The sequence below is a fragment of the Pseudomonas neuropathica genome, from assembly GCF_051174785.1.
In the GTDB taxonomy this organism is placed as follows: domain Bacteria; phylum Pseudomonadota; class Gammaproteobacteria; order Pseudomonadales; family Pseudomonadaceae; genus Aquipseudomonas; species Aquipseudomonas neuropathica_A.
In genome coordinates this window covers 516858-528836 of sequence record NZ_CP195111.1, presented here as the reverse complement: position 1 = coordinate 528836, position 11979 = coordinate 516858, and the positions used below count along the sequence as shown (strand labels likewise).

Annotated in this window: 9 protein-coding genes; 5 read left to right on the top strand and 4 right to left on the bottom strand. The window is 54.1% G+C overall.

The annotated features are described in order from the left end of the window. The first annotated feature begins 109 nt into the window (after positions 1-109). The gene (locus ACRRSD_RS02520; protein ID WP_435036969.1) at positions 110-376 is read left to right on the top strand and encodes a hypothetical protein; all 267 of its coding nucleotides are present in this window, start codon (positions 110-112) and stop codon (positions 374-376) included. A gap of 118 nt (positions 377-494) precedes the next feature. Here ACRRSD_RS02520 and ACRRSD_RS02515 read toward each other — a convergent pair whose 3' ends face one another. Beyond that, complete coding sequence (locus ACRRSD_RS02515; protein ID WP_435038570.1) at positions 495-944, bottom strand: GNAT family N-acetyltransferase; 450 nt, start codon at positions 942-944, stop codon at positions 495-497. Positions 945-1104: 160 nt separating this feature from the next. Between ACRRSD_RS02515 and ACRRSD_RS02510 the strand changes: the two genes are divergently transcribed. Next, on the top strand, positions 1105-3024 hold the full coding sequence (locus tag ACRRSD_RS02510) for a tyrosine-protein phosphatase (RefSeq protein ID WP_435036968.1): 1920 nt from the start codon (positions 1105-1107) through the stop codon (positions 3022-3024). Positions 3025-3855: 831 nt separating this feature from the next. Here ACRRSD_RS02510 and ACRRSD_RS02505 read toward each other — a convergent pair. Further along, positions 3856-4827 carry an AraC family transcriptional regulator gene (locus ACRRSD_RS02505; RefSeq protein WP_435036967.1) on the bottom strand — a complete coding sequence of 324 codons (972 nt, stop codon included), beginning with the start codon at positions 4825-4827 and terminating at the stop codon, positions 3856-3858. Positions 4828-5092: 265 nt separating this feature from the next. Here ACRRSD_RS02505 and ACRRSD_RS02500 point away from each other — a divergent pair, with 265 nt between their 5' ends. The 3 genes from ACRRSD_RS02500 to ACRRSD_RS02490 all read left to right on the top strand — a co-directional run bounded on the left by ACRRSD_RS02500 (position 5093) and on the right by ACRRSD_RS02490 (position 10107). Beyond that, positions 5093-5896, top strand: coding sequence for a 2OG-Fe(II) oxygenase (locus tag ACRRSD_RS02500; RefSeq protein ID WP_435036966.1), 804 nt, complete (start codon positions 5093-5095; stop codon positions 5894-5896). A gap of 265 nt (positions 5897-6161) precedes the next feature. Further along, positions 6162-8267 (top strand): ATP-dependent nuclease, encoded by a 2106-nt coding sequence (locus tag ACRRSD_RS02495; RefSeq protein WP_435036965.1) that lies wholly within the window; start codon positions 6162-6164, stop codon positions 8265-8267. A 1-nt stretch (position 8268) separates the two neighbouring features. Beyond that, on the top strand, positions 8269-10107 hold the full coding sequence (locus tag ACRRSD_RS02490; RefSeq protein ID WP_435036964.1) for a UvrD-helicase domain-containing protein: 1839 nt from the start codon (positions 8269-8271) through the stop codon (positions 10105-10107). A 401-nt stretch (positions 10108-10508) separates the two neighbouring features. Here ACRRSD_RS02490 and ACRRSD_RS02485 read toward each other — a convergent pair whose 3' ends face one another. Beyond that, a complete protein-coding gene (locus ACRRSD_RS02485) occupies positions 10509-11237 on the bottom strand; it encodes an N-acetylmuramoyl-L-alanine amidase (RefSeq protein WP_435036963.1) in 729 nt (242 codons plus the stop codon). Next, positions 11237-11779, bottom strand: a complete 543-nt coding sequence (locus ACRRSD_RS02480) for a PAAR domain-containing protein (RefSeq protein WP_435036962.1) — start codon at positions 11777-11779, stop codon at positions 11237-11239. The genes ACRRSD_RS02485 and ACRRSD_RS02480 overlap by 1 nt, the downstream gene beginning before the upstream one ends. Positions 11780-11979: the final 200 nt, after the last annotated feature.

Sequence of the window (11979 nt, the reverse complement as noted above, 5' to 3'; positions counted from 1 at the left end):
GTTTAAGAAAAGGACGCCCCGGCGAGCGAAAAGTTTGCCATGAATTCCAGATTGGTCTGAGGGCGATTCAATTTGAACTAAAAACTGACCATCGCGTCAGGATAGTCAGTTGCCTTTTCCCACTGACGCGGATGACATCATGTACACCTATCACATCGAATATCGATTCAACGGCGAGCCTCGTACTTTTCCGCTTGAGCTCAAGGAGCAGCAGTTGGCCGCCCACGAAGCCGCGATGCATCTGCTGGAGTTACATCTGGGCGATGCGGAAAACGGCCTGCTCATGCCAACCGCCGATTCGACCCCCGAGCAGATTCTTGAACATGCCGAGCGAGTCGGGATAACGGACATCAAGGTAGTCAGCCAACCCAACTGACACCGGTCATTGTGGGAGCGAGCCTGCTCGCGAACGCGCCGTGTCATCCTGCATATCGGTTGGCAGACACACCGCTATCGCGAGCAGGCTCACTCCTACAGAGGTTCTGCCGCTGCGGTCACAACAGCTTTTGCATGATGATCGTGCGCTCGGTGCCGTGATACTCATCCCGAACCCTATCGAAGCCAAGCGACTGATAAAAACCTTCAGCCGTGATCGAAGAGGGCACGTGCAGCTTTTTAAAACCCTGGCTGACGGCAACAGACTGAAGCTTTTCCATCAGTTGCTTACCCAGCCCTTTGCCCTGCCACGCAGGCTCGACAAACACGCTGCGCACAACGTCATGATCAAGACTGGCGGTTGCCACGACGCGTTGATTGAAGGTCGCCACATAAACCTGACGGCTGACCATCAATGCCAGAATCGCCTGCGGAGAAAAGTTGCGTTGCACCTGCTCAATGATTTGCGCCGAATAGTCGCGTCCATTGGACTCACGCAAGGTGTTCACGATGAGTTCACTGATCACCGCCGCATCGTCGCGGGTTGCCGTTCTAATCTGAAAGTCCATTTTCGTTAATCCCTGAGACATTACCTTCTGGCGGATGGACAGATCACGCACGCCACGGCCCGATCGCGCAGCCATTTCCATTCAAACCGAAACTGTCATATTCAGTATCACTTGCCTACCCATAGTGACCAGCCCAACGCTTAAACAATGAGGCTGCACTGTGTTTCAACGTCTTCTGTGTTCGCTGTCCGTACTGAGCCTGTCCATCGCCGCCGCCCATGCTGCCGAGCCCATGCTGCTCGACACGCCGCGCCTGCAGGGCATGGACAATTTCCGTGATGTCGCCGGCACCACCACCGCGTACTCCACCGCTCACGACGGCACCATGCGCGCTGGCGTGTTCTACCGCGCCAACGCGGTAACTCCAACGGCCTCTGACCTGGCGACCCTCAACAGCCTCGGCATCAAAGCCGTCTACGACCTGCGCACACCCAGCGAAATCGCCGCCACTCCCGACACGCTGCTGAGCGGCGCCACCTACCAGAACATCGACATCATCGGCAGTACCACCTCCGGCGCGAACATCACCAATATCTCCTTCAAAAGCGCCGCCGAGGCCATCGCCATGATGGAACAGACCAACCGCGCCTTCGTCAGCGACGCCGGCATGCGTGGCCAGTTCGGCGTGCTGTTCAATGAACTGGCCAGTGTCGATGCCGCGCAACTGTTCCACTGCACCGCCGGCAAGGATCGCACCGGCTGGACCGCCGCCGTGTTGCAGAGCATTGCCGGTGTCGACAACGCGACCATCATGGCCAACTACCTGGCCACCAATGACTACACTGCCGCCCGCGTCGCCGCCACGCTGAAAGCCCTGCCGCCAAGCATGGCCGCCATCTACGAGCCGCTGCTCGGTGTGCAGGCCAGCTACCTTCAGGCCGGCCTCGATGAAGTCACCGCGCAATACGGCAGCATGGACAACTACCTCAAACAAGGCCTCGGCCTGTCGCAAGAAACCATTTACGTTCTGCGCGGCAAACTCGTCGAATACAACAGCCTGCCGGGTCAGGCCGGGCTGATCGGCAACGCCGCCGCTGGCGCCGATTTGCTTCGCCAATTGCAGAACACCAATCTGTCCGGCACCTACAGCGCCTACAACTACTACCTGCAATCGGCCATCGACGCCGGCACCCTCGGCGGTGTCGAATCTCAGGTCGGCGGCCAGGTCCACGCCGACGCCGCCAGCTACCTGCTACGACAGAACGCGATGATCGAACAAGCCGCCGCACCGTTCGCCAGCGGCAGCGACCTCAAAGTCGGCCAATACCGCCTCTGGTCCACTGCGCTCGCTGGCTACCTCGGCACCGACGGCTCGGCCCACGCCGAGAGCAGCAACGAACACAGCCAAGGCCTGATGGTCGGCATCACCCAGCGCTTCAGCGAACAACTCAGCGCACGCGGCGGTTTCGGCTACAGCAAAGGCACGGTCGGCGGCGCAGGTGGCGAAGCCGACACCGACTTCACCTTCCTCAACGTCGGCGCCCGCTACGGCTTCACCAGCCTCGAACAAGGCATGTTCCTCGACGCCAACGCCAGCGCCGGCTACATCGACTACGACAGCAAACGCGACCTCGGCGGCGGCCTCGGCACGGCGAAGGGCGACACCCACGGCAACCTCAGCGGTGCCACGCTTGCGTTGGGCTACCGCGCTCCAGTCAACGGCATGACGTTCGAACCGAGCCTCGGTTTCCGAGTCAGCCACCTCGACCTCAACAGCTTCAAAGAGAGGGGCAGCGAACTGGCGCTCGACGTCCACGACAACAGCGCCACCCGCCGCAGCGCCGTCGCCAACCTCAACGTAGGTTTTGCCCCGGTGGCGATGGGCGCGTGGCAACTGGTGCCCGGCGTACAAGTCGGTTACGAACGCACACTCGGCGACAACCAGGTCGACAGCCAAAGCCACCTGCTGGGCCTCGATATCGAACAACGTGCGGCTTTTGATAATCGCGATCAATTCAGCGGCGGCGTTAACGTCATGGCCAGCCTCGGCGCCCTGAGTCTTGGCGCAGAAATCGGCGCTAATGGCGGCGGCGACAGCCACGGCTTCAACGGCGGCCTCAAGGCCAGTTACGCGTTCTAAAACAAGTGGTGGTCAAGGACGACCCCAATCCAACAAACACCATAGATCCCTGTGGGAGCTGGCTTGCCAGCGATTTGGCCAGCACAGCCAACCTCTTCATTGCCTGACCCACCGCCATCGCTGGCAAGCCAGCTCCCACAGGTTTTGTGGGATGCCATCAATTCCAAAGACACCCCATAAACCAATGTGGGAGCGAGCCTGCTCGCGAAAGCGCCAGATCAGCCAACACCAACATCGCCTGACCCACCGCATTCGCGAGCAAGCCCGCTCCCACAAATTTGATTCCATCCAATAGCAGCCAATCAAAAGCCCCTCTCCCGAAGGAAGAGGGGACTGACCGCGTGGATTGGAAGAGTTACACCGACGTGGCATACCGAGTCGAGCTCAAATTTTGAAAAGTCCACCAATCGGCTCCCTCTCCCTCGGGAGAGGGCTGGGCGGGCGGCGTTCCGATGAGGGGCAGCCCCACCACAAAACCTGCGAGTGTCCCTTGCGCTGGTATATGAAGTTGTGGGAGAGGGGACTGACCGAGGCGTCTTGCGTCATGCATCGACCTGAAAGATCGAGGCGATTATGGATTCAAAGCAAGACTCTCAGGTCGGTGTAGATCTTCAATATCCCCGGCTCGGTTCCCTCTCCTTGGGGAGAGGGCTAGGGTGAGGGGAAAGCAGTTACCGCAAAATCACCTGGTCAACTCGGTCAAACGCCTCCGCGCCCACTCCTCGATCAACCGCGCCGGCGTGCCATCCCCACGCTTAGCGACCCATCGGCGCGGTGCGACGTTTAGCTAAATCTTCTCACCACAAGTTACCTTGCAAACCTGTTACCCAATTATTCCCGAGCCCGAAACTCCGCCGGACTCACCCCATAAGCCCCCTGAAAATACCGACAAAACCGCCCCACATTACTAAACCCGAACCGCAACGCCACCTCCGTCACCGACCCCGAACCCCGCCGTTTCAAAACCTCATAAGCCCGCTCCAGCCGCACCTGCCGCTGATACGCCACAATCGACATCCCGACAAACCGCCGAAACCCCTCCTGCAACGCGCGCTGACTGACATGACTCAACCGCGCCAGATCCACACCACTGACCAACTGCTCCGGATGCTCCTGAATAAACTCCACCGCCAACTTCACATGTCGCGGCGCAACCATCGCCGTAGGCCGCCGCAATGCCTCGGAATAGTTATGCGGCCACGCCTCCAACACCGCATCAATCAACATCTCGCGCAACCGCGACGGCATCAACGTCCCGCTGTTGATCAACGCATCAAACTCAGTCCCCGTCGCCAGATCGATCAACGCCTTGATCCCCTGAAACGCTGCCGAATTCAGATCCACGCTGGGTTGAAAAACAATCTTCTGCAGAATCGGTTTATCCAGCAGCGTCGACAGCCGCTCGGTGAGCTGATGCCGATTGATCGACATCCCGTGATGCGCGTGATCATCACAGAAACGCATCGAACGGATGTCAGCCTTATCGATCGCCAGCCCAACATGGGAAGCACCAATGGATTCGGTAGCGTGGTTGAACACGATCTTGCCGGCAGTGGGGATGACGAAGGTGATCTCGTCCTGTGGGTCGGGAAAGGCAACGGTGAAATCGCCGTGGTAATGCATCCGCCGAAAACTCACGCCCTCATGCCGCCCGTAAACGCCGCCAATAATGATGTTCGACGGCAGCGGCGGATTGTCCGCATAACGATTGCCAAACAATCGGGAAAACAGTGCACCGAAGTCGTCCGAACGGAGATTGTCGGAGCGCAGGATGATTTGCTGGCGAACGGGAGTCGGAAACACCTTGGCGGCACCTTCGGTTGGGGGCTCTAGGACAGGGGTGAAGGGTAGGGCGCCGAGGAGGTTAGCAGAGGAAATATGACCGGTTTGTGACAGCCGGAAACATGCCGTAACACCGCCGCGCCACGTTTAAGCAAAGGACACTCGGCAGCCAATCGCCGACATGGCAACCTGCTAGCCACTCTACTCAGCAAGCAAACACAGGCACCGCGCCAAGCCCCAGCCCCTGTTTGCCCAGCCCTGAAAGCCCAAAATCATCGGAGCGGCAATGCAAGCCAACACGCAAACACTCCCCATCACCCTGACCCCAGAACTCGACTTCGACCAAACCGCCGCCAGCGCTTTCGGCGAATCGCTGACCAGCGAATACACCCAAGCCACACCATTCCCGCACATCGTCATCGACAACTTCCTGCAAGCAGACGTCATCGCCAGCATCCGCGAACACTTCCCGGTCGAACCGACCAACAACGAACAAATCTACGAGCGCGGCTACAAAGGCCAACTCAAACGCCAGATCAGCCCCAACGCCTGCAGCCCGTACCTGAAGAACGTATTCAACATTTTCAACTCCGCACCCATGCTGCAATTCCTCGAAAAACTCACCGGCATTCCAGGGCTGATTCCTGATCCTTATTTCGCGGGTGGCGGATTACACGAAACCAGAACCGGGGGCTTCCTCGGCGTGCACTCGGATTTTCGGTTGAACAAAAAGCTAAACGTTGAGCGGCGCCTGAACGTGATCATCTACCTGACCGAGGACTGGCAGGAGGCGTACGGCGGCAACCTGGAGCTTTGGGATGTGGGGATGAAGAAGTGCCTGAAGAAGGTGCTACCGGTTTATAACCGGTGTGTGATTTTCAATACGGATAAGGACAGTAACCATGGGCATCCGGAGCCGTTGACTACGCCGGAGCACATCACTCGGCGGTCGATTGCGCTTTATTACTACACGGCGAGTGGGGTGGGCGGGGAGCCGGGGCAGAGGAATAAAACGCACTATAAGCCTCGGCCGAAGGATCGGTGGAGTTTGAGGTATTACGCCAATAAATTGTTTAAAAAGAAGGACTGAGGGGCGGCGGCCCGCTCAGGGAGGCAACCTTTTTTTTGCGCAATGGTCGGGGAGTAAACTATGTTCAAATTGCTTTCCACCAAGAAATACCGTTCCAAAGTAACGGCTCTCGCACTACTGAAACCCTCGTGGAGCGCAGCAAGATGCAATCCAAATATATGAATTAAAAAAGGTCTTAGAAGCCAATTGATAGGCTAAGATTTCTGACGGAGTGAGACCACTAGGATTCTGAATGCTTTCTTAATGTGTCAGGGAGGAGGATTTTATGAGAGTAAGCGGTGTTGCAATTCGAAATTTCCGGCGATTGGAAAATGTTCAGATTGACATTGAAGATAGGGAATCCATTTTTGTTGGCCCCAACAACAGTGGCAAAACTTCTGCCACCGCAATTTTCCGCTGTTTTCTTGGTGGACGCGATTTCAAGATTCACGATTTCTCGGTGGCACGAATGGCGGATTTCGACTCCTTTGCTAGCACTGGAGATGCAAAACTTCTCCCTAAAATTAGTCTTGATCTTTGGTTTACCATCGACCCAGAAAGTATCGCATTCGGTAGAGTGTTCACGCTGCTGCCGAAACTTTCGGACTTTACGCGCGTAGGCATTCGCCTGTCGTATGAGGTCTCTGAAGCAAAGAAGTTACTCGAGCATTACGACGCCGCCTATCCATTAGAAGACGATGGAACGCGCCCCAAGGCGCTGTCGCAATATCTGGCGCTGGACGGAAATCTTGGCCGACATTTTGCGATTTGCTATTCGTCACTCGACGAGAAGCTTCAAGACGAAATGCCACCTGAGATTTTGACGAGTCACCTTGATCCAGACGAAGGCAAGCGTCTTCTTAAACATCTAATACGGGTAGAATTTGTAGACGCGCAGCGCAACATTAATGATGACGACAGTAGCCGCAGTAACCGGCTCTCGTCGGCATTCGCGGCTTTCTACCGAAAGAATCTTGAGCAGGCTGGTCATGCCGCCGACGCTCATAGCGTGATCGATGAGAACAACAAACAACTGACCGATCATTATGCAAGGGAATTTGCCCCGCTGATCAACCTCATCAAGCACCTTGGCGTTCCATCGATTAACGATCGGGAATTACAGATTATTTCCTCGCTTAGTCCTGAAACTGCTCTGCGCGGGAATACCGAGTTGCTTTACATTGATCCCAGCCGTAAGCATGAACTGCCTGAGCTCTATAACGGGCTTGGCTTCAAAAATCTAATTTATATGGCTATTCAGGCCCGGCATTTCCATTCTCAGTGGGTGATGACCGCCGAAAACAGGCCTTTGTGCCTGATGATCTTTATTGAGGAGCCCGAGGTTCACCTTCACGCACAGGTGCAACAGACGTTCATCTCCAATATTTGGGAGGTAATCAACCAATCCGCTGAGGCGGCTGGCGAACCTAATCTAGTACCGCAACTTGTAGTAACTACACATTCCTCCCATATTATGGAAGCGGTGGATTTCGAGAAAGTTCGATATTTCCAACGATGCCATACCGATGGTGAGACAGCCGCTACGGGTATTCGTAACGCATCAATGGTTCGAAGTCTTCGGGCATTCCAGCCGGAAGTTGAGACGATTGATGGTAAGTTGGTTTCACCGTCGGAATCACTGGCCTTTCTCAAACGCTATCTACGGCTAACACACTGCGACCTATTTTTCGCTGATGCTGCAATCCTTGTTGAGGGTGCCGTTGAGAAGCTGCTAATGCCGTCCATGATTGAACGCGCCGCTCGGCGATTGCGGACTGTGTATCTGACAATTTTGGAGGTGGGAGGGGCCTATGCCCACCGCTTTGAGGGGCTGCTCAGCTTCCTTCATATTCCCTACCTTGTTATCACTGACCTCGACTCCGTTGTACCGACCGGATACCCCAGCGCCTGTCGTGCGGATGTGGTCGGTGCAAGAACCTCCAACGCGTCTCTAAAAAAACTTTGCGGACAGACAACCGTCGCCGATCTGATCGCATTGACTTCCGCAGAGAAGCAGCACGGTGACAAAGATCGTTGCATTGCCTTCCAGACGGATATTCTGGTCGCGGATGGCGCGGCCAACGAGACATTGCGCCCACGAACTTTGGAAGAAGCAATCGTCTATGAAAATTTCGGTCTGCTTCGGGCCGGCGCGTTGTCTATCGGTATCACTCTCCCGGCGCTTCTCAACGACGCTTACCAGGCGGTTTACGACCGAGTTCGATCGGATAATTTTAAAAAGACCGACTTTGCCATGGACATTTTGGCATGCACCGAGGAATGGATTGTTCCTAGATACATTGCCGAGGGATTGAGTTGGCTTGAGTTGCGCCTAACTCCCCCGCTAGCTGCGGTGCAGGAGATAGAAGTCGCTGTCGTGGTGGAGATATAACATGGGGGCGTGGGTAGAAAGTGAAGCGGATATTCTTGTCCGTAAATGCATAGATGGCCGTCGCAGCTTCGCGATGATAGCCGGCGCGGGGGCAGGTAAGACCAGTTCGTTGGGCGATGCTCTTAACCGGGTGCGGGATAATGAGGGCAGTGCCCTTAGGAAGAACGGTCAGCGCATTGCCTGTATTACCTTTACTAAGCGTGCGGTTGAAGTAATCAAGACAAAGTTGGGGTTTGACGAGCTATACCTAGTTTCAACTCTTCATGGATTTCTTTGGAGCCAGATTGGCCGCTTCCATGAGGATATTCGGCAAGCGCTGTGCGAAAGTCGAATTCCGATTCTTATAGAAAAGGCCAAGGGCGATGATAATGGAGGTAAGAGTAAAAAGGCACTAAAAGCCCGTGCAAAAATAGATCGACTGACAGAACAGCTTGTCCTTCTCGAATCAGTCAAACGCTTTGACTATGCCGACACGAACTTCAGTGATTACGGAAAAGGACAGATAGGCCACGACGACGTTATAGAGATTGCAACGTACTTGCTTGCAAATAGTGCAACTCTTCGGCGGATTATCGGCCTGCGCTTTCCATATATCTTCGTCGATGAAGCGCAAGACACATTTGAGGGCATCGTCTCAGGACTCAATCTCGTGTGCGCAGGCGCTGAACTTCCTGTGGTCGGTTATTTCGGTGACCCCTGGCAGCAGATTTATGACCGGAGTGCTGGTGATTTTGCGCCGCCTGTCAACGGGGAGATCATCAAGAAAGCTGAGAATTTTCGCAGTTCCAAGAGTGTTATCCGGCTTCTAAATGCCTATCGTGGAGATATCGAGCAGTATGCCGCAGGCGAAAATTCGACATGTGAAGGTAGCGTCGAATTCCTGCTGATCAAAGCAGAAGATCCAACGGAGCCGCGTAGACGCTACTCAGAGGAGCAGATTGAACGGGCGCTGGCGCGTATGGATACTGCAGTTGAAGACTGGGGGTGGGAAGGGCGCAACGATGTCATGAAGCTATTCCTCGCACGTCAAATGATCGCGCGGCGGCTTGGTTTTGCTGACCTCAATCGTCTCTTCACTGGCGATTATGCGTCGTCTCGCGCACAAGACGCCTTTGAAGAAGGTGCGCATTTCCTGCTCCAGCCATTTCTTTCGACGATTTGTCCACTGATTACCGCTCATAATCAAGGTGATGAACGAAAAATTATCGATTTGCTTCGTCGCGGTAGCCCGGCTTTCGCGATCGATGGATTAAATGCGCAAAAATCACTGAAACTGATGATTGAAACTTCTAAGGCTCTTGTTCGTGAGTTGCAGCTTTTGTGGGATACCGAGACGATCGGAGCGATCCTTCGTTTTTGTGCTGAAAAGCAGATCATTCAGTCATCCGAAAGACTTAGTGAACATCTTGATCGTGCCCCTAGGGCTGAGCCGTTTGATGAGGATCTTCATAGCCTCGACAAAGGAGATTGGCTTGCAGACACTCTGTTCAAAATGACTCCTGTAACGGTCTCCTGTTATGCCGATTATCTTAACAACAATACCGCCTACAGCACCCAGCATGGCGTAAAGGGCGAGGAGTATCCAAAAGTTTTGGTCGTCTACGATGATGTCGAGGCCGCATGGAACCAATACAGCTTTGGTAAGACTCTAACGCCGCTAACTGCCGGCGAACCTTCTGATCGGCAACGTTCCGTAACTCAGAAACTCGCGTATGTCTCGTTCTCCCGTGCGATGGAGGATCTGCGTGTCGTACTGTTCACCGCTGATCCGGAGGGAGCACGAAAAGAACTCATAGCCAATAAGCTACTAGAGCCTGATCAAATCCGAATAGTTAACTAAGAGTTGTTCCTGTCTTTTTATTTAGGGATTAGCAATTGAGCAAAAGCGGGGAGAGACCACCATCAATCTGAAGTGGCTTCTCCCCAGATAATCCCTTCATCATCAACTTTTTGAGTGCTACCTCTTCGCGCACATTTCAATATCGTCTTGGGTCGTAACCTCTGAATCGATACCCAACCTGTATTTACAATAGTCGATTATGTCCTGTCTCTGCTCGCTCGTTAGTTTTTCTATGCGTCGATGATTGCCATCATTGGCGTGAATGTTAAAAAACTGCACTCGAAACGTTGGATGCTTTTTAATGAAAAATATTCTATTAACCTCGGCATCAGAAACTTCGTTGTAGAAGCCAATATTCAGAATGAGTAGCAGCGACGTTAAAGTAGCGAGTACGAAATATTTCATTCCGCACCTGGCTTCGGTGGCGGTAATAGTCCGGTCTTGGTACGGATGTTTCTGACAAGCTCCATACCAATATTGCCGGGGCAGATTTTCCCTTCGCTCACTTGGCCAGGGTACTCACGATGGCCACCAAAATTCTTAATGACAAAAACCCCCTTTAAAACGTCGATCAAACGCAGCAACGAATCAATTTGTGTCGCAGGAATGACGTTTGTTGTGCTGACCCCGAAGTACTCCAGTGTTTCCCTACCTTTCGCTACTATGTCTCCGCCTTCCTCTGCGGTGGTCAAGTTCTCCAGGAGCACAATACCTATTACGCCTGTATTGAAGAGGTGAACGTTTGATCCTAAAAATCTAATGTCCCGCCCTTCAAGAACCGTTCCGTCACAAGCAATCGCGTAGTGATAGCCAATGTCATCAAATCCGTTGCCCATGTGATGAGATTGAACACCCTTCATTTGCTTGACGCCGCCCGGGGTGCATTCGTATGAGCGGCCTGCGTGATGCAGAGCAATCATTGAATAATCCCAATCCATCTCCATGTCAGGCTTGGCTTTGGCTGCTCCCCAGCTTGAGCGTTCAGTAAAGGTGCCTCCCGATGAGCGGATGTTTTTAATTATGGCTTCCCGTGTCGCCGCTCGATCATCCACTTTCACGGGGATGGGGCACATGAACTCACCGGGCTTTATTTTTTGAGCAGTTGCTTTCGTTGAAAAATTTTCGGCCATTACTGCCCCTCCGATAGTTCGTCAAGCGTTCTTGCTGGCGCACTGAACTTGATATGCAGTGAGATTTTTGAGTCTTTCGATGGGGCTTTTATATGAGCTACGCCACTCGCGTCCGTCATGCCCGTAATCGTCACTCCGTCGACGGTGGCAACATAATCCCTAAGTGCCAACGGCTCGCCCGTTTCGCTGTTAAGGACGCTGAATGATTGACCGAAGGTATTTGGCAGGACTAATGGCAGTGGTGGTGTAAATGGAGCGGGCGTGTGGGAGTTGCCGATTATGATTGTGCCGGAACCGCCGATGACATTGTTGCCGTGGGCGCCGGTGCTACCCAAGGTTGCGGCAGGCAAGCCATTGATGAGAACCGTAGAGGCGACGTCGCCGACAATTGCGCTTCCGCATGCGCTTTTGTCTGTTTGTCGTGCGGCGGCTAAGCCGTCGAAGAAAACATCTGGAGATCCAGAGGCTATTGGATTGACCCCATGCCCAGGCAGAGGGCAGGAAGTAGGATCGGTAATACGAGCTGCAGGTTTTCCCGACATATTAAACATCCTTGTAGAAATTACGTCAGTCGAAGTTTGGCATAAAAGACTGGGCACGGACCATACGGAATGAAGGGGCGAGCTAGCAGGACGAGGTAAAGGAGGTATGAAAACTCGCTAGAAAGCAGGAGCGTCCCCCTTTGGTTTTTTCGGCTGATCCCTCCATGGCGACAGATCAACCGCCGCAATGGAGGGGACTT